The organism is Amycolatopsis sp. NPDC101161 (assembly GCF_044768185.1).
Lineage (GTDB): Bacteria > Actinomycetota > Actinomycetes > Mycobacteriales > Pseudonocardiaceae > Amycolatopsis.
In genome coordinates, this window is the sequence record NZ_JBIWPI010000004.1 from 1,050,885 (window position 1) to 1,069,245 (window position 18,361).

Consider the following 18,361-nt stretch of genomic DNA (forward strand, 5'->3'; position numbering starts at 1 on the left):
ACGGTACCGAAACCCCGCTCACCGCGGCGCCGGCTCGGCGATCCACCACCCGCCCAGCAGCGCGCCGACCCCCAGCGCCGCGAGGAAGATCCCGCCGGCCAGCGGGGTGCCACCGAACATCGCCACCACGACGATGAACATCAGCACCAACCCGACGCCCATCAGGACCCGGCCACCCAGCACCTTCGGCAGGCGACCGCCCGACGGCACGGCCCGCACCGCGGGCGCCTCGAAGCCGAGGGCAACCGGCGCGCCGCGCACGTCGAGCACTTCGGCCCCCAGTTCGGCAGCCCTGGCCAGCCGCGGCTCACCAGCCGGCACGGTCGCGTCCACCACGAGGTGCGTGACGCTCGCGGTCAGCTTCTTGGCCAGCTGGACGCCCTCCGCGAGCACCCGCGCCCGCAGCTGGTCCGCGGCCACCGTCGTGCCGAGCACCAGCACCCGCGTCGCCTTCCCGCCGTCGGTCGGCCGCACGTCGACCCCGGCGACGCCGAGCGCGGTCGCCACCTGCCGCAGCTCGCGCGCTTCCGCCGCCGTCACGACGCCGTCCCGTTCCGCGATTTCGCGCAGCGCCGTCACGAGCTGCTCGTGCGTCGACCGCACCCGTGCTTCGGACAGTCCGGCCTCGGCCGCCAGCGCGGCCAGCGCCGTCACCTCGTCCGGCGTCAGGTGCTGGTCCGCGACGACTTCCGCGAGCAGGTCCAGATAGGTGTCGCCGTCCCGGCCGGCCGCGACCCGCTCGACCGCGTCGGCCATCCACCCCGGTTCCGCCGTCGCCACCTCGCCGCGCGGGAGCAGTCGGCCGCCGGAGAACCGGGGCAGGCCGGGGAAGACCGGTGGCGCCGCGAACGTGAACCCGTACCGCTCGACCATGCTCGTCACGAGCCGGGCGACCGTCCTCGCGCCGGACAACGCCGACTGCCCCGGCCTGGCCGGCACACCCAGCGCGTGCGCGACCGTGGTGAGCCGGTAGTTCGGCAGGCGCAGGACCGACTGCGCCACCGCGAGCGTCGAGACGCCCGGCAGCGCGGGCATCCGGACCCCGAGGTCGCTGACCTCGAAGCCGAGGAAGGCCGAGACGAACGCCAGGTCGTGCGCCACGACCACGCTGCCGGCGCACAGGTCGAGCAGCGGCCCGAGCACCTCGCCGAACGGCGGCGCGTCGTCGAGTTCGCCGCGCGTGATGCCGTGCGCCGGACCGGGCGGGACGCCGGCGCCGGGATCCACCAGCGTCGTCAGCTGACCGGCGACCGAGCCGTCGGCGTGCACCCGCACCGCGGCGAGCTCGACGACGCGCCCGGGCCGCAGCCCGGTGGTCCGGATGTCGATGGCGGTGAAGTCGGTTCCGTGCGCGGGATGACCGCCGGGCCCGTGCAGCGGGAGAGGTTCGATCACGTCTGCACGGGTCGTTTGGCGGCCGCGTCTTGTGACAGCTTTTCGGTTCGGAACCGTGGTTCGTGACGTGATCGTGACGGCAACATTCCGCCGGATAACGACTGGTGGTCGATCACGAGCCCGTGCGTAACAACGGCGGGAGTTTTCCCGAGTACTCCGTCGGCACGTCGTGTTCGAGGAACGAGGGAATCCGGGGATGAAACGCCTTCCGAACTGGCTGAAGATCGTCTTGGCCGCTTTCGCCGTCCTGTTCGTCCTGGGCGCGATCTTCGGGAAAGCCCCGGAGCCGAAGCCCGTGGCCGCCACGCCGGCGGCACCCCCGACGACCCCGGTGACCAGCACGACCCCGGTTCCGGTCAGCTACACGGTCGCGTCCGTGACGGACGGCGCGACCGTGGTGGTGAAGGGCAGCGACGGCTCGAGCAGAACCGTGCGCGTCCTCGGTGTCACCGCGCCGGTCGTCGGCAATGGGTGCTACGGGCTGGAATCGCTCGGCTGGGCGAACGCGACCCTTTCCGGCAAAGCCGTGACGCTCGGCGTGGAAACGGCGCAGGGTGTCGCCGTGACTTTGGCCGGTGGCCAGGACTACGCGGCTCTCGCGATTCAGGGCGGTTATCTCAAATACGCGGCGAATGCCGCGGAGCCCGCACTCGCGGCCGCCGAGGCAGCGGCGAAGCAGGCCGTCAGCGGGCTGTGGGGACCGCCGTGCAACGGGAACATCGATGTCCCGGCACCGACGCCGACGCCCACCCCGACACCTACGCCTGAGCCGCCGGTCACCAAGGCGGCCCCGGTGCCCCCGCCCGACGAGACCACCGAAGACGCCCCGGAGCCCGATTCCGCCGCGTACTACAAGAACTGCGCCGCCGCGAAGGCCGCCGGCGCCGCTCCGCTGCACCGCGGCGAGCCCGGCTACCGGCCCGCGCTCGATCGCGACGGCGACGGGGTGGCCTGCGAGCGGTGATCTAACCTGGGTCGATGACCACCGCCGACGACCTGCTCGGCAGGCTCGCCGCGCTCGGTCCGGACGGCCTGGCGAAAGTCCTCACCCACCGGCCCGACGTGCTGCGCGAACCGTGGCCGCGGCGGCTCGACGTCGTCGCGGCCCGGCTCGCCTCGGCCGACTCCTTGGACGAAGCCGTCCTCGGGCTCTCGTTGCCGCAGGTGCAGGTCCTGCGCGCCGTCCAGCTGTGCCACACGCTCGGGCTGCGGCCGACGCCGGTCGCGGAAGCCGGAAAGCTCCTCGGCACCACCGCCATCGAGTCCTTTGTGGACGATCTGACCGAGCGCGCCCTGCTGTGGCGCGACGACGACAACGTCACGCTGCCGGAGTTCCTGCACCGGACGACGTTCCACACCGACGGCCTCGGCCAGCCGGTCGCGGACCTGCTGGCGGAGCTCGGCCGCAGCCGCACCGCGCGGCTGTCCCAGGCCCTCGGCCTGCCGGAGGGCCTGAAGGAGCTCGTCGACTTCTACCGCGACGGCGACCGCGTGCGCGAGCTGTTCCGCACCGCGCCCGAGCCGACGCGGAAACTGTTGCAGGACATGGCCGACGGCGTTCCCGAGGCCGAGGGCGTCCTGCCGTTCCACACCGCGGAGGGCTGGGCGTTCGAGTACGGCTTCCTCTTCAGCACCTACTACGGCAGCGCGGCCATGCCGATCGAGGTGTCGCTCGCCCTGCGCGGCCCGGACCACCAGCTGCCGTTCACGCCCGACGAACCCGAATACCCCGTCGCGCACATCGGAGTCGAGTCGGCGGAGGCGACGTCCTCGGCTGCCGCGCTTCGCCTGCTCGACCGCGTCTCGGCCGTGGTCGACCTCGCCGCCGCGGAGCCGTTCCCGCTGCTCAAGGACGGCACGATCGGCGCGCGGCTCGTCAAGAAGGTCGCCAAGGACACCGGCGCGACGCCCGCGGAGATCGAGCTGGCCATCGACCTCGCGGCGCAGGCCGGACTCCTGCTGGCCGATGAGCCGCCCCCGCCGCGCCGCGGGCAGAAGGCGCCGCCGCCCACGCTCGCCCCGGACCCCGACCTCGCCCGGCCCGCGCCGGCGTTGCTCTACCGCCTGCTGCTGACGACCTGGTGGGACCCGGCGCCGCCGGAGCTCGGAACCGACGTCGGCGCGCTGGTGCGCCGCCTGGTCGTGCGGCTGCTGGCCCGGCTCGACCCCGGCACCGCGCTGGTCGACGGCCTGACCCAGCTCGCCGAATGGCACGCGCCGATGCTGCCGACCGAGGACTTCGCCGGCCACGTCCGGGACGCGCTCGAGGCGGCCGAGCTCCTCGGCGTCGTCGCGCACGGCGCCGTCACCGCGGTGGGCCGCGCGCTGCTCGCCGAGCACGACCTCGTCGAAGTCACCGACGGGCTGGTCGCCCGCGCGCGGACGACGGCGCTGTTCGGCACCGACCTCACCGCGATCGTGCCCGGCTCGCCGGACGCGCGGCTCGCCGCGTCGCTCGACCGCGTCGCCGATCGCGAAGCCCAGGGCACCGCGACCAGCTGGCGGTTCTCCCCCGCGTCCGTCCGGCGCGCGTTCGACCAGGGCGCGTCGGCCGCCGAACTGCTCGACGAGCTGGGCACGCTGGCCGCGGGTGAGCTGCCGCAACCGCTGGTTTACCTGGTCAACGACGTCGCGCGGCGCCACGGTGAGGCGCAGGTGCTCGACGTCGCCAGCGTCGTCGTCGGCGAACCCGCCGTCCTCGCCGAGCTCGCCGCGCATCGCAAGCTCGCGAAACTCGGCCTGCGCGCGGTGGCGCCGACCGTGCTGACGTCCACTGTGGACGCTGCTGGAACGCTCGACGCCTTGCGCGAAGCGGGTTACTCGCCGACCCACCACGCCGCCGACGGCAGCATCGCGCTGCCTGCGCGCGAGCCGACGTCGCCGACGGTCACCTTCCGGGACCCCGAGCCGGACGAACGGCCGCCCGATGCGCGCGAGCACGCCGAGCGGCTGCTCGCGGCGCCGCCGAGCGGCCCGAGCCTGCTGCGCGGGCAGCTCGCGCGGGCGATGAGCGACCGCTACGCCGGCCGTCTGACGCCGAAGCAGCAGCAACTCTGCTGGCAGCTCGAAGCCGGCATCCCCGCGGACATCGTCTACCGCGCCGACGACGGACCGGCCGGCCTGGTGATCGCGTACCCCGAGCTCGACGGCGCCGTCCTGGACGTCTGGTCGCTCGGCGACCACGCGTACCGCCGGCTCGAGCTGGCCCGCATCGACCTCGGCTAGGCCTCGACGCCGGTGAGCCGCGCGTAGACCACGACGTTGTCGAGGTAGTTGCCGCTCGACCGGTCGAACTCGCCACCGCAGGTGATGAGCCGCAGTTCGGGCTCGGCGGTGTCGCCGTAAACCTGGTCGGTCGGGAACTCCGCCTTGGCGTAGCGGTCTACGCGGTAGACGGTGAAGACGGCGGTCCGGCCGTCGGACCGCCCGACCCTCGCCTGCTCGCCCGGCCGCAGGTCCTTGAGCCGGGAGAAGGCGCCAGGCACGTGCTTGTAGTCGACGTGCGCCGCGAGCACCGCGGGGCCGACCTCGCCGGGCGAGGGCGCGCCGGTGAACCAGCCGACCGTCGTGGCGTCGCCCGGGACCTCGAGCTCGCCCTTCGCGGTCAGCCCGAGGTCCTTGAGCGCGTCGGCGCGCACGCCGATCGCCGGGATGCTCAAGGAGGCCGGTTTCGCCGCCGGGAGCCCGCCGCCGGACGGCGTGGCGGTGGTCGACGGCGCGACCTCGACGGGCACGGCGGACGGCGGGGCGACCTGCTCCGGCGCGTGTGGCGAGAACGCGAGGACGAGGGCCACCACCAGAACCGCCCCGAGCGCGGCGGCGACCGCCGTGACCGCCGGCCACAGGCGCGGGTGCCTCAATTCGCGCGCCGGCGCAAGTGGAACACCATCCCGCCGGACGCCGCCGCGGCGAGCAGCGCGCCGCTCACCACGAGGAAGGCGGGGGCACCCTCGTCGGGCTCACCGCCGCCGGTGGCCACGCCGCCGACCGGCTTCACCTTGACCTGGCTGCCGGTCGTGGATTTCTTGGTGGTCGCGGTGGTTTTCGGGATCGTGTGGGTCTTCGTCGTGGTCGACGGCTGTTCGGACGTCGGGGTGGACGTGTTCTGCTGCGGGCGGTGCGGCAGGGATTCGCACGCGATTCCGTCGTGATCGGAATCGAGGTGGTTCGGGTCGCCCGGCGTTGCGTCGAGGACCGCTTGCGCGTCTTCCTGGTACTTGAAGTCCGAGCAGTTCAAGTCGCCGGCGAGCGGCGTCGCGAGCTGCGCGGAGGCGAGGGAGACGGGGCCGAGAAGAGCGAGCCCGGCGACGGCCGCGGCCGTCGTCAGGGCACGACGAAACAAGGACACCGGAAGTCCTTTCAGGGAAGAATCGGGGCGATTGCGTGGTTAGTATCGCGACGCCGTCAGCCCCGTTACGGACGTTTCCGGAATTCCGGAAACGTCAGCGGTCCACCGAAAATCCGCGGTTTCGTGATTCTTCGCCATTCGCCGCTGACCTGCGGAATCAGTGCCGGAAATGCATACCGGCGGGAATGTTACGAGATCCGCGGTCACACTTTGGGCGTAATCGTCCGGTGTGACGTGCGGACCGGCCGGCACCACGGCGTCCGCGTACCCCGTAACCTGGGGATATGCCGATCCAGGTACTGCTCGTCGACGACCACGAACTGGTCCGCCGCGGGCTTCGCGACCTCCTCGGCGACGAGCCCGACATCGAGGTCGTCGCCGAGGCGAGCAGCGTCGAAGAGGCGCTGGCGGTGGCGATGCACGTCGAGCCGGAGGTCGCGGTGGTCGACGTCCGCCTCGGCGACGGCGACGGCATCACGCTCTGCCGCGAGTTGCGGTCCAAGCCGAACCCTCCGGCGTGCTTGATGCTGACCGCGTTCGACGACGAGGAGGCGATGGTCGGCGCGATCATGGCCGGCGCCGCGGGCTATCTGCTGAAGCAGGTGCGCGGGCAGGACGTGGTGAACGCGGTGCGCGAGGTCGCGGCCGGGCGGTCGCTGCTGGACCCGGTGAGCACCGCGCGGGTGCTGGACAAGATGCGGCACCCGCCGACGGACGAGCTGGCGACGCTGACCGAGCGCGAGCGGGACGTGCTCGAGCTGATCGGCCAAGGGCTGTCGAACCGCGAGATCGCCGAACGGCTGTTCCTCGCCGAAAAGACGGTCAAGAACTACGTCACGTCGGTGCTGGCGAAGCTCGGCATGCAGCGCCGGACGCAGGCCGCCGCCTGGATCGCGCGCCGGGAGAAGTAACGCCGCGCGACGCTCGCGTCCGCAAGCCGCCGTTCGCTGCGTCCTTTTCAGTGGTCGTCACGGTCCGCCACGTCGAGCAGGGGTTTTGACCTGCCGTTTTCACTCGAACGTGAGTCGAATATGTGTTCGATCTGTCGGTACGATCTTCGGTGAGGGCGATGAAGGGAGGCTGGATGACCCGAGAAGGTTAGATCGCGGTCAGTCGAGTGGTTCAGTCAAGTGGCAGGTCGAACGCGACGAGCGTGCCGAGACTGGGCGAGGAGTTCAGGAAGAACTTGCCGCCCGCGGCGTCCGCGCGTTCGGCGAGATGACGCAGGCCACGGGTGGCGACGCCTTGGGGGACACCGGAACCGTTGTCCCGGACACGGAGTTTCACGCCGTCGGAGTCCCTGGCCAAGGTCACGCGGGTCTCGCTGGCGCCGGAGTGTCTGACCACATTGGACAGTGCTTCGCGCAGGGCGGCCCGGATGTGGTCGGCGCGTTCCGCGGGGATGTCGGCGAACTCGCCGGACAGCTCCAGGGTCGGCGGGTATCCGAGCAGCTCGCCGGCGATGCGGACCTCGCCGCGCGCCGACTCGGCGAGGTCGGTGGGCGTGCCGGTGTCGTGGCGAGGCTCCGGTGACCGCAGCGCGCGCACGGTGCCGCGGATCTCCTCGATGGTCTGGTCGAGCTGGTCGATGGCGTCGGAGAGCCGCGCGCCGTCGGCCTGGGCGAACCGCTTGCGCATGTTGCGCCGAACCCGGTCGAGCTGCATCCCCGCGCCGTAGAGCCGCTGGACGATGACGTCGTGGAGTTCGCGAGCGATCCGTTCACGCTCTTCGTAGAGCGCGACGCGGTGCCGGGCGTTGGCGCCTTCGGCGAGCGCGAGCACGACGCCGGCCTGGGCGGCGAAGGCGACGAGCATCTCGACGGTCCCCGCGGAGAACGGCTCGCGTCCCCGCTTGCGGTAGACGGTGAGCGCGCCCAGCACGCGTCCCCCGGACCCGAACGGCGCGGCGGCGAAGGGCCCGTAGCCGTGGAGTTCGGCGGGCACGAAGGGCGCGGTCCGCGGGTCGACGGTGAAGTCGGCGCTCGCGACGGGCTCACCGCCGCGCGCGACCCGCCCGGCGGCGGAGTCGGCGGGGAGAGCGAGCCCGCGCAACGACTCCCCGTTGCCATCGTCGGGTGGGGGTTCCTCGGCGGTGGCGTAGTGGGCGGCCTCGACGACGACGCGGCCGTCATCGGCGCTGACCATGGCCAGGCCGAGGTCGGCATCGGCGAGTTCGGCCGCCCGGGCGACGACGGTGTCGAGCACCGCGCCCGGGTCATCGCCGGAGAGGGCGGTGCTCGTGATCTCGGTGGCGGCGGACAGTGCCCGCGCGGCAAGCGTCGGATCCATGAGTTCCGTCATTATCGCGCGCCGCTGCGGCGGCACGCCAAGCGCGCTCCGGGAATCGATCACGACACAGGCACCCGCGCGACAACCCGGCCGTCACGAACCTCGAGCACGACGTCAGCGTCGTCGGCCTCCTCGGCGCGGTGGGTGACGTGAACAACGGTCCGCCCGGCAAGCGCCTCCCGCAGCTGCGCGCGCACGAGGTGCGCGGTCGGCTCGTCGAGGTGCGAGGTGGGCTCATCGAGCAGCACGAGCCCGGCCGACTGCGCCCCGAGCAGCGCCCGCGCGAGGGCGACGCGCTGGGCTTGCCCACCGGAGAGCCCGCTGCCACCGCTGCCCAGCAAGGTCCCCGGATCAACATCGGCGACGGCCGCTTGCTGAAGGGCGTCACGCAGGTCGTCGTCGGTCGCGGCCGGCTGGGCGAGCCGGAGGTTTTCGGCAACAGTGGTGGCGGCCAGCATCGGCTCTTGAGGAGCCCAGGCAACCTGGCCCGGAACGTCGATCAGACCCCGCCGCGGGGAGAGGAAACTCAGCAGAGCGGCAACAAGGGTCGACTTCCCGGCACCGCTCGGCCCGACAACGGCCGCGTAGGTCCCGGGCGCGAGGTCAAGATCGACATCGCGAAGAACAACGGGCCCACCAGGCCACGCGAGATCAGCCCCGCGCAGCACGACGCGACCATCGGTCCCGGTCTGGTCCGGCAAAACGCGGCGTTCGAAGCCATCCCGCCGGGCACCTTGCCGCCCGCCCTCGGCCGCACCTTGCGCGCTGCGGAACCCAATCTCAACCATGTCCCGCGCGGCTTCAGCCGCCCGCCCACCGAGGCGGCGGCCTTCCGCCTCACTTCGCGCACTGCTGTTCCCAGCCTCAGCCACCCGCGCGCCGCGATGCCAGGCCTGCATCTCACTCCGCGCACCGCCGTTCCCGACCCCAGCCATGCCTCGCTGCCCGACCTCAGTCTCGAGCCGCGTGCTGTCTTCCAGTTCCTCGGCCTGCGCGGGGGCGTCGGCCAAGCGGTGGCGTGCCTGCTGAAGCGTGTCCCAGTGCTGGGCCACCGGCGGCAGCAGCGCCAGCACCTCCGCCATTGCCAGCGGCACCAACGCCACCAGCGGCGCCAGCACCGGGTCGAGCCCTCCCGCTGCCACCGCTCGCGCCGCGAACGCCGTGCTGATCACTGCGCCCGCTCCGCACGCCAACGTCACCAGCGCCTCCGCCGCGCCCGCGCCGAAGGCCTGGCGGCGGGCCTGCGTCACCAACCGCGTGTCCGCGTCCGACAACGCCCGGCGGTGCTCGCGGTCCTTGCCGAACGCCAGCAACTCGGCCGCCGCCTCGAACAAGACCAAGACCCGGGACGCCACCTCGCGACGGCCGTCCGCCAGGGCCGACGTCGCCCGGCGTTCCGCCCGCAACGCCACCCACGGCGCGCACAACCCCACCGCCACCGCTGCCAGCAACGTCAGGCCCGCCGCGGGCAGGACCCACGTCTGCACGGCGATCGCCCCCGCCGCGACCAGTGCCACCACCAACGGTGGCGACACCACCCGCGGCAGCAGGTCGCGCACCGTGTCGACGTCGGCCACCAAGCGCCGCTGGCCCTCGCCCGCTCGCAACCCGCGCGCCGGACCCAGGCGGACCAGGGAATTCCACAGCCGGACCCGGAGACGGCCGGCGATGCGGAACGCCGCGTCGTGCGTGACCAGCCTTTCCACGTACCTCAGCGCCGCGCGGCCCAGGCCGAACGCGCGGACGCCGACCACCGCGACCGTCAGCGTCAGGATCGGCGGCTGCTGCGACGCCTTGGCGATCAGCCAGCCCGACGTCGCCGTCAGCGCCACCCCCGCCAGCAGCGCCATCGCGCCCAGCGCCGCGCCGGCGAAGAGCCGTCCGTCGAGCAGTGCCCGCCACGGCAGCGGCGCGCGCGGAGCGTCCACTGTGGACGAAGACGGCGCGACCGGGACGTCGGGAGACATGTCGACCGCCGCCGTGCGCTCGTGGGCCGCGATGATCGCCGCGGCGCCGTTGTCGACCGCGCCCTGGACGGCGGCGAGCACCAGGCGGGCGTTGGCCTCGTCGAGGTGGGCTGTCGGCTCGTCGAGCAGGAGCAGCCACGCGCCGTCGCGGACCCGGTGCAGCGCCCGCGCCACCGCCACGCGCTGACGTTGTCCCAGCGACAGCTGCGCCACCGGACGGTCCGCGAATCCCTCGAGGCCGAGTTCGGCGAGGAAGTCGTCGCCACCGACTTCTTCCCGGACGGTCCCGCCGGTGAACACCGGCGACTGCGGCACCCACGCGACCTGTTCGCGCCAGCGCGCGAGGTCGGCGTCGGCCAGGTTCGTCGCGCCGATCGTGATGGCGCCGTCGTCGGCCGGGACGAAGCCGAGCAGCGCCGAGAGCGTCGTCGACTTGCCGCCGCCGCTCGGGGCGCGCAGCCAGACCGTCTCGCCGGGGCGGACCGAGAACGTCTCGCCGTCGGGCGCGAACCCGCCGCGTCGCGCGATCCGCAACGACGACACGCGCAGCTCGCCCGGCGACGGCACCGCGGTCCCGAACGAAGGCACGGGCTCGGCCAGCAGATCGGCGACGCGCCGGACAGCTTCGACGCCGTCCTCGCTGGCGTGGAACGCGGCGCCGACCGCGCGCAGCGGCTGGTAGCACTCGGGCGCCAGGATCAGCACGCCCAGGCCGATGGCCAGCGGCAGGCTCCCGCCGACGAGCCGGACGCCGATCACCACGGCGACCAGTGCGACCGACAGCGTCGCGATCAGCTCCAGCACGAACGCCGAGGAAAACGCCACCTTCAACGTCTTGAGCGTCGCGCGGCGGTGGCGTTCGGACAGCTGCCGGACGGTCTCGCCCTGCGCCGTCGCGCGCCGGAACGCCGTCAGCACCGGGAGCACGCGCACGAGTTCCAGCAGGCGTCCGGACATGCGGTGCGTGGCGTCGGTCGCGCCGGCGACGCGGCCGGCCGTGAACTTGCCGACGAGGATCGCGAACACCGGGAGCAGCGGCACGGTCAGCGCGACGATCACGCCGGACGGCCAGTCGGCGAACAGGATCGCCGCGCCGGCGCCGAGCGGCACGACCGCCGCCGTCACCAGCGCGGGCAGGTACTCGCGGAAGTACGCGTCGAGCGCGTCGAGGCCGCGGGTCGTCAACGCCGTCAGCTCCCCGTGGCCGCGGCGGGCGATCCACTCGGGACCGAGGCGCAGCGCGTGGTCGACGGCTTGGGCGCGCAGCTCGCGTTGCGCGGTCGCGGCCGCGCGGGCGGAGACCGTGCGCACCGCCCAGCCGGTCAACGCGCGCGTCGCGACGAGCGCGAGCAGCGCGGCCAGCTGGGCGGTGCGTCCCCCGGAGCCTGCTCCGACGATCGCCGCGAGGACGTCGGCGAGCAGGAATGCCTGGGCCACCAGCGCGGCGGCGTGGAGGAAGGACAGGAAACCGACCAGGGCCAGCGCCCGGCGCACGGCCGGCACGAGGGCCGGCAGTGCGCCGAGCGGGCCCTTTCCCGGCCGCGCCGAGTCCACTGTGGACTCCGAGGCGGGAAGAGGAGCGCGTCCGGGAAGTGTGGTCATGGCGCGTGGACCGCCGGGATGTGCTGGGTGCCGATGCGCTTGCGGAACACCCAGTACGTCCAGCCCTGGTAGACCAGCACGGCCGGCGCACCGAAGGCGGCGACCCAGGTCATGACGGTCAGCGTGTACGGGCTCGACGCCGTGCCGGCGACGGTGAGGTTGTTGGCGGCGTCGAGCGTCGAGGGCAGGACGTTCGGGAAGAGCGCGCCGAACAGCGTGACGGCGGCCCCGGCGATGACCACGGCGAGCGCGGCGAAGGCCTGCCCGTCGCGGTCGGCGCGCAGGCGCAGCCAGGCGACGACCGCGGCGAGAGCACTGATCCCGAACGAGAGCAGTGTCCACAGCGTGCCTTCGCGCCACTGGACGACCGTCAGGAACGCGACGATCGGCACCATCGCGGCCGGCAGGGCTTTCACCGCGAGGCGCTTCGCGCGTTCCCGCAGGTCACCGCTGGTCTTGAGGGCGAGGAACGCGGCGCCGTGGGCGAGGGAGAAGGCGGCGATCGCGACGGCGCCGAGCAGGGTGTCCCAGCGGAAGGCGGCGAACGCGGAGCCGACGCGGTTGCCGTGGGCGTCGAGCGGCAGGCCGAGGACGGTGGTGGCGATGATGAGGCCGACGCCCAGCGGCGCAACCCACGAGCCGGTCATGATCACGCGGTCCCAGGTGCGGCGCCAGCGTTCGGAGTCGACCTTGCCGCGGTATTCGAAGGCGACGCCGCGGCCGATGAGCGCGATCAGGACGATGAGGAGCGGCAGGTAGGCGGCCGAAAAGAGCCCGGCGTACCACCCGGGGAAGGCGGCGAACGTGGCGCCGCCGGCGACGATGAGCCAGACCTCGTTGCCGTCCCAGACGGGTCCGATGGTGTTGACCATGACGCGCCGCTCGGTGTTGTCCTTCGCGAGGATAGGAAGCAGCATGCCGACGCCGAAGTCGAAGCCTTCGAGGAAGAGGTAGCCGAGCCAGAAGAAGGCGATGACGACGAACCAGACCGTCGCGAGGGTCATCGGGCACCTACCACAGAGGTCGGACGCGTTCGGCTCTGCGCGGCCCGGTGGCCGTGAGTTATCCACACCCGGGCGAGTTGTCCACAGATTTGCTGTGGGTAACCCGCGAGAGTGACCAAGCCGATACGCTGGGTTCGGGGACGCCCCCCGGGAAGGGCGGGGGCTGCTTTGCGGGAGTCTGGGGCTGCTGCACAGCCGCTGAGCTGCGGGTTTGTCATTTCAGCCCCTCTCAGTACGCGAAGGCGAGCGTGTCGCCTTCGGCCTCGTCGGGGTTCTTTGGTGGGGGCATCACCGCGTCGACGCCGCCTCGGATGTACTTGCGCATCAAGTACAGCTCCACTACTCCGAGTGCCGCGTAGACCGTGGTCAGCGCGATCAACGACGTCCACACCTCGCCCGTTGTCACGCGCGACACCGCCTGGGCCGTGAACATCCACACCCCGTCGACGCCGCTCGGGTTGGGTGCTACCACGAATGGCTGACGGCCCATCTCCGTGAAGATCCAGCCCGCGCTGTTGCCCAGGAACGGTGTTGCGATGCCGCCCAGGACCAGGAGCGGGAACCAGCGGCCGCTCGGAGTGCGTCCTCGGCGGGTCAGCCACAGGGCCAGCACTCCGATGCCCGCCGACACCGCGCCGAAGCCGATCATCATGCGGAAGCCCCAGTACGTCACCGGGAGGTTGGGCACGTAGTCGATCGGCTTGCCCGCCAGCGAACCCAGGGCCGGGTCGTTCGGGTAGTTCGTGCCGTACTTCGCCTGGTACTCGGTGATCAGGTCTTCGACGCCCTTGACCTCGGTCTTGAAGTCGTTGTGGGCCAGGAAGGAGAGCAGCGCCGGGACGTTGAACGTCTTGACGTCCTCGCAGTTCGAGCCCGCGACGTCGCCGATCGCGATGATCGAGAAGCTCGCCGGCTTTTCCGTGTGGCACAGCGCTTCCGCCGACGCCATCTTCATCGGCTGCTGCTCGAACATCAGCTTGCCCTGCGTGTCACCGGTGATCGCGAGGACCGCGAACGCCGCCACGCCGACCCAGCCGCCCAGCCGCAGCGAGGACCGCCACACGTCGGCATGGTCGCCGCGCCGCCAGAGGTGCCAGCCCGCGACGCCCACCAGGAACGCCGCCGCCACCGAGAACGCGCCGGCCAGGGTGTGCGGGATCGCGGCCAGGGCCGTGTTGTTCGTCAGCACCGCCCAGATCGAGTTCATGGTCGGCTTGCCGTTCTCGAACGTCACGCCGACCGGGTGCTGCATCCACGAGTTCGCGGCCAGGATGAAGTACGCCGACGCCATCGTGGCCAGCGAAAACGCCCACGCGCACGCCAGGTGGACCTTCTTCGGCAGCCGGTCCCAGCCGAAGATCCACAGGCCGAGGAAGGTCGACTCGACGAAGAACGCGACGAGCCCTTCCATCGCGAGCGGCGCGCCGAAGACGTCGCCGACGAAGCGCGAGTACGCGCTCCAGTTCATCCCGAACTGGAACTCCTGCACGATGCCGGTCACCACGCCCATGGCGAAGTTGACCAGCAGCAGCTTGCCCCAGAACTTGGTCATCTTCAGGTGCCGCGGCTCGCCGGTGCGGACCCACATGGTCTGCATCGCCGCGACCAGGATCGACAGCCCGATGGTCAACGGGACCATCAGGAAGTGGTAGACGGTGGTGATGCCGAACTGCCACCGCGCTAGCTCAAGGACCTCCACGTGGTCCAGCGTCCTCCGCGGCGCCGGACCCAGCTAGATCAGACGGTCCCGTCCCTCCCGGGACCAACGTCCTTCACCTGGTCGAGTGCCTGCCGCGCTTCTTCGGCGACGCCGCGGCGCGGCCCGGTCGCGCCCAGCTCGAGGACGTGCCGCAACGCCAGCTCGTACGCGGTGCCGAACGCCTGGTCCGCGGCCACCGGCAGGTCCGGCCGGACGCCGACGCCTTCCCAGTTCTCCCCCGTCTCCGGGTGGAACGAACGCGCGATCGAGACGGTCACGTCGAGGTAGGTGTCCACTTTGTACTGTTCACGCGGGTGGGCGCCGCCGCGCGTCGCCTCGCCCACCGTCTTCGCCCGGCCCTGCTGCTGGAGCGAGAACGCGAGGTCCTCGCCGCCGGAGAACGTCCGCGGCCCGGTCAGCACCCAGACCGGCTTGGTGCCGCCGAACCGCAGCCCCGGGACGTACGGCAGCGTCCACATCTGCGTTGTCTTGTGGCCTTCGCGCTCGTAGATGTCGAGGTAGTGGACCTGTTCGTCGACGAGGTAGGTCTGCAGCAGCGCGCTCGTGCCGGGGCTGCCGCCGCGGTTGCGGCGGACGTCGAGCAGCAGCGCGTCGGCGGGCGCGAGCAGCGTCATCGCCGCCGCGATCGCCGGGCCGGCCAGCTCGGGCGGGTACAGCATCGTCGTGTCGAGGTAGCCGACGTTGCCCGCGAGTCGTTTGACCTCGGCGATGCCGAAGCCCTCCAGCTCGGCCTCGAGCCGGTAGGCCTCGGAGTTCATGGCCGCGTCGCCGTCGTCGGCGACCGGGTCGGCGTGGTGCCGCAGGCGCAGGTGCTTGTCGCCGTTGACCGACTGCAGATCCGTTGTGACGAGCGTCGCGAACCCGGCGTCGTCGACATCGGCGTACGCGCCTTCGCCGAGACGCCGGCGCAGCACTTCCGCCAGCTTCTCCGCGACGTCCGGGAAGACGTAGTGCGCTTCCAACCGGCGGATGACCTCGTCGACCTGCGCAGCACGCGCTTCAGACCCCATCTCGTCAACCTACCCCAGGCCACAATCGAATTTTCGGTGTGCCGAAGAAAATTGTGCGACACGGCTTGACGACAAATTCATGACCACCGATCCGGCAATTTCGCGGAAGCCATCAGCTTGCGGCGCGCTTAACCTCCCCTTTATCGTTGCAGTGAAAGGGGCGAAGAAATACTCATGACTGCCGCGATGGTGGCGTTGATCAGCGCGTTCGGCCTGGTCCTCGCCGTGGAACTGCCGGACAAGACCTTGGTCGCCACCCTGGTGCTGACCACCCGTTTCCGCGGTGGTCCCGTATTCGCCGGGGTGTGCGCCGCGTTCGCCGTGCAATCCGTCATCGCCGTCGCGTTCGGCAGCGTGCTGACGCTGTTACCGGACGTTGTCCTTTCGCTCGTCGTCGCCGCGATGTTCGGCCTCGGCTCTTTCATGCTCCTTCGCGAGGGATTCAGCGAAGCGGACGAGGCCGGCGAAGACGCTTCGCGTGTCGGCCCGGCTCCGCTGTCCTTCTTGCGCTCCGCGATGACGTCGTTCGGCGTGCTCTTCGCCGCCGAGTGGGGCGACGCCTCCCAGCTGGCGACGGCTAGCCTCGCCGCGCGCATCGGCAACCCCGTCGCCGTCGGTGTCGGCGCCTTCGCGGCCCTGATCGTCGTCGCGGGCCTCGCGGTCTTCATCGGCGCGAAGATCCGCAGCCGGATCAAGCCGAAGCTGATCCAGCGCTGTGCCGGGTTCGCGTTCGCCGGGTTCGCGGCCTTCGCCCTGCTCCAGCTGGCCTTCTGAGCCGACAGCTCTTTCACAGGGTCGCCGGGTAACCTTTCGGGAACGAAAGGATGAGCGCCCGGTGAACAAGCCCTTGACCGCCGCCGTCTCGCCACTGCACGGGCGGCTCGCGCTCGGCGGTATCGGCTTGGCCGTGGCCATCTCGATCGACCTGCACCTGCGCCTGTCGGGCCAGGTCAGCCCGGTCTGGCAGACGCTCTCGGAGTACGTCTACGGCAAGCTGGGCTCGTCCTCGGCCGCTCCCCTGTTCAGCGTGATGTGCCTGGCGCTCTCGCTGGGCTCGGTGGCCCTGCTCGCCGGCATCGCGAAGGCGCACCGGCCGGGCACCACCGCCGTCTGCGTGCTGCTCGGCGTCTGGTCGGCCGGTCTGCTGGTGTGCGGGCTCGTGCCCGTCGACCCCGACGGACAGGCGCGGTCGCTGTCCGGACAGGTCCACAACCTCGCCGCGCTGACGGCGTTCGTCGCCCTGCCCGCCGCCGCGTTCGTGCTGACCAAGCGCGGCCGCGAGCGCTGCCCGTGGGAACCGCGCCGGACGACGATCCGGCGGCTGGCCACGGCGAGCTTCGCCAGCATCGCCGTCGTGCTCGGCGGGTTCGTCGTGACGCTCATCGTCGGCCCGGCGCAGCAGGACGTCACGCTGGGCCTGTTCGAGCGCCTGCTGTTCTCGATCGACGTCGCCCTGCTGCTGACCATGGTCCGGCCGCTGCTGGCCGTCTCGCGGCGCTAAGCGCGCAGGATCTCCGCCAGCCGGACGGCGGCCGCGACGACCTGCGGACCCACCTCGGCCGCCTTGAGCGGCTCCAGCGACACGACGCCGACGCTCGCCTTCAGGCCCGGCACCCCGCGGACCGGCGCCGCGACGCCGGACGCGCCCGCCTCCAGCTCGCCCGTCGACGTCACCCAGCCGTCGCCGCCCGGCCGCAACGACATCGCCTTCCCGGCCGCGCCCGCCGTCAGCGAGTGCCGGCTGCCGACGCGGTAGGCGACGTGGAAGCTCGTCCACGACGGCTCGACGACGGCCACCGCAAGCGCTTGCGTCCCCTGCGCGACCGACAGGTGCGCGGTCGCGCCGACCTTCTCGGCCAGCTCGCGCAGCACCGGACCGGCCGCGTCCCGCAGCTGCGGCAGCACCTGCCCGGCCAGCCGGAGCAGGCCGACGCCGAGCCGGACCTTCGTGCCGTCGCGCCAGACCAGCCCGCGCTCGGACAGCGGCACGAGGAGCCGGTAGACGGCCGCGCGGCTGGCCCCGATGGCCACGGCCAGCTCGGAGATGGTCGCCGCGTCGCCGCCGGCGTCGGCCACTGCCTGCAGCAGCGCCAGTCCGCGGTCGAGCGTCAGCGACCCCTCCCGGCTGGTCACAGCAAGCCGAGTTCGCCCATGTCGGCGACGGGCTGCTCGAACGAAGCCGCCGCGTAGGACGCGAAGAGCGACCGGACGGCCTTCGCGGCCGGCTCGGACAGGGCACGGGCCTCGTCCGCCAGCGCTTCGGCATCGGTCGACTCCAGCGCCGCTCGGACGTCCCCGCCGGAGAGGCTGCGCGCGGAGGCCACGAGCAGGTTCAGGAAGCCGTGGTGCACGAACCCGGTGTCCGGGTCGGCGTGCCGGACCGCGCGGTGCAGGCTGTTCGTCGCCTTGAACGACGCCCCTTCCGCCCCGCTGACGACGGCGAGGAAGTCCGCCACCTCGTCGACGCTCGGGAAGTTTTCGCCCGCCTGGCCGCCGCAGCGGATCTTCGGCCAGCTGCCGTGCTCGATCACCTTGCGGACGCCGTCCAGCCAGCCGACGCCGCGCCGCGGCTCGACGACGCGGATGACGTCCTCCGGGACGAACTCCGAGACGCGCTCCAGCCACACTTCGTCGACGTCCGACGGCGCCGGCATCTCGACCATCCGCAGCGCGAGCAGCTCGCTGCGCGACTCGACGATGGAGATCGCCTTCGGGACGCCGCCGAGGCCGGTGTCGATGATCAGCGACAGCGGCAGCGGCTGCTTCGGCTTGATCTTGATCAGCTCGGTGATCAGTTCCGGCAGCCGGGACGCCTGGCAGAGGAAAACCCCCAGGACACCGGCGTGTTCGGACTCCCGGCTCGCGAAGTGCGCGCGCAGGGCTTCGGGCATGGCCGCATCGCCCGGAGGGAACAGCGCCGAGTCGTCGACGAGCCTCGCGAACAGGGGAGGAATTCCACGGGGGCCGGGGGGCGTGAGTTCCACAGCGCTTGACACGACTGACACGCTAGTAGCGTACGACATGAG

General features: G+C 72.0%; 15 protein-coding genes. 5 read left to right on the forward strand and 10 right to left on the reverse strand.

Going from position 1 to position 18,361, the window contains the following annotated elements:
* Positions 1-18: 18 nt before the first annotated feature.
* Positions 19-1,395 carry an exonuclease domain-containing protein gene (locus tag ACIRSS_RS32835; RefSeq protein ID WP_400901608.1) on the reverse strand — a complete coding sequence of 459 codons (1,377 nt, stop codon included), beginning with the start codon at positions 1,393-1,395 and terminating at the stop codon, positions 19-21.
* A 196-nt stretch (positions 1,396-1,591) separates the two neighbouring features.
* Between ACIRSS_RS32835 and ACIRSS_RS32840 the strand changes: the two genes are divergently transcribed.
* Positions 1,592-2,359: an excalibur calcium-binding domain-containing protein gene (locus ACIRSS_RS32840; RefSeq protein ID WP_400901610.1), complete on the forward strand. Its 768-nt coding sequence runs from the start codon at positions 1,592-1,594 to the stop codon at positions 2,357-2,359.
* A 14-nt stretch (positions 2,360-2,373) separates the two neighbouring features.
* Complete coding sequence (locus ACIRSS_RS32845) at positions 2,374-4,620, forward strand: helicase-associated domain-containing protein (RefSeq protein WP_400901612.1); 2,247 nt, start codon at positions 2,374-2,376, stop codon at positions 4,618-4,620.
* Here the strand turns inward: ACIRSS_RS32845 and ACIRSS_RS32850 are convergent.
* Together ACIRSS_RS32850 and ACIRSS_RS32855 are read right to left on the reverse strand one after the other, a co-directional pair.
* Complete coding sequence (locus ACIRSS_RS32850) at positions 4,617-5,255, reverse strand: class F sortase (protein ID WP_400901614.1); 639 nt, start codon at positions 5,253-5,255, stop codon at positions 4,617-4,619. The genes ACIRSS_RS32845 and ACIRSS_RS32850 overlap by 4 nt on opposite strands.
* The gene (locus ACIRSS_RS32855; protein ID WP_400901616.1) at positions 5,252-5,743 is read right to left on the reverse strand and encodes an excalibur calcium-binding domain-containing protein; all 492 of its coding nucleotides are present in this window, start codon (positions 5,741-5,743) and stop codon (positions 5,252-5,254) included. Before ACIRSS_RS32855 ends, ACIRSS_RS32850 begins: the two co-directional genes overlap by 4 nt.
* A 284-nt stretch (positions 5,744-6,027) precedes the next feature.
* Between ACIRSS_RS32855 and ACIRSS_RS32860 the strand changes: the two genes are divergently transcribed.
* On the forward strand, positions 6,028-6,654 hold the full coding sequence (locus ACIRSS_RS32860; RefSeq protein ID WP_043788689.1) for a response regulator transcription factor: 627 nt from the start codon (positions 6,028-6,030) through the stop codon (positions 6,652-6,654).
* A gap of 211 nt (positions 6,655-6,865) precedes the next feature.
* Here ACIRSS_RS32860 and ACIRSS_RS32865 read toward each other — a convergent pair whose 3' ends face one another.
* The 5 genes from ACIRSS_RS32865 to ACIRSS_RS32885 all read right to left on the reverse strand — a co-directional run bounded on the left by ACIRSS_RS32865 (position 6,866) and on the right by ACIRSS_RS32885 (position 15,335).
* Positions 6,866-8,032 carry a GAF domain-containing protein gene (locus tag ACIRSS_RS32865; RefSeq protein WP_400901618.1) on the reverse strand — a complete coding sequence of 389 codons (1,167 nt, stop codon included), beginning with the start codon at positions 8,030-8,032 and terminating at the stop codon, positions 6,866-6,868.
* 59 nt (positions 8,033-8,091) lie between these two features.
* Complete coding sequence (locus ACIRSS_RS32870) at positions 8,092-11,601, reverse strand: ATP-binding cassette domain-containing protein (protein ID WP_400901620.1); 3,510 nt, start codon at positions 11,599-11,601, stop codon at positions 8,092-8,094.
* A complete protein-coding gene (cydB, locus tag ACIRSS_RS32875; RefSeq protein WP_400901622.1) occupies positions 11,598-12,605 on the reverse strand; it encodes a cytochrome d ubiquinol oxidase subunit II in 1,008 nt (335 codons plus the stop codon). Before cydB ends, ACIRSS_RS32870 begins: the two co-directional genes overlap by 4 nt.
* Before the next feature lie 229 nt (positions 12,606-12,834).
* On the reverse strand, positions 12,835-14,304 hold the full coding sequence (locus tag ACIRSS_RS32880) for a cytochrome ubiquinol oxidase subunit I (protein WP_400901624.1): 1,470 nt from the start codon (positions 14,302-14,304) through the stop codon (positions 12,835-12,837).
* A gap of 38 nt (positions 14,305-14,342) precedes the next feature.
* Positions 14,343-15,335: a S41 family peptidase gene (locus tag ACIRSS_RS32885; RefSeq protein WP_400901626.1), complete on the reverse strand. Its 993-nt coding sequence runs from the start codon at positions 15,333-15,335 to the stop codon at positions 14,343-14,345.
* Between the two features lie 186 nt (positions 15,336-15,521).
* Between ACIRSS_RS32885 and ACIRSS_RS32890 the strand changes: the two genes are divergently transcribed.
* Together ACIRSS_RS32890 and ACIRSS_RS32895 are read left to right on the forward strand one after the other, a co-directional pair.
* On the forward strand, positions 15,522-16,109 hold the full coding sequence (locus ACIRSS_RS32890) for a TMEM165/GDT1 family protein (protein ID WP_400901961.1): 588 nt from the start codon (positions 15,522-15,524) through the stop codon (positions 16,107-16,109).
* A 61-nt stretch (positions 16,110-16,170) separates the two neighbouring features.
* A complete protein-coding gene (locus tag ACIRSS_RS32895) occupies positions 16,171-16,836 on the forward strand; it encodes a DUF998 domain-containing protein (RefSeq protein ID WP_400901628.1) in 666 nt (221 codons plus the stop codon).
* On the opposite strand, the gene ACIRSS_RS32900 is transcribed toward ACIRSS_RS32895, so the two are convergent.
* Entirely contained in the window at positions 16,833-17,468 is a 636-nt protein-coding gene (locus ACIRSS_RS32900; RefSeq protein ID WP_400901630.1) for an IclR family transcriptional regulator, read from the reverse strand. The two genes, ACIRSS_RS32895 and ACIRSS_RS32900, sit on opposite strands and share 4 nt — an antisense overlap.
* Positions 17,465-18,319, reverse strand: coding sequence for a hypothetical protein (locus tag ACIRSS_RS32905; RefSeq protein ID WP_400901963.1), 855 nt, complete (start codon positions 18,317-18,319; stop codon positions 17,465-17,467). Before ACIRSS_RS32905 ends, ACIRSS_RS32900 begins: the two co-directional genes overlap by 4 nt.
* Between the last annotated feature and the right edge of the window lie 42 nt (positions 18,320-18,361).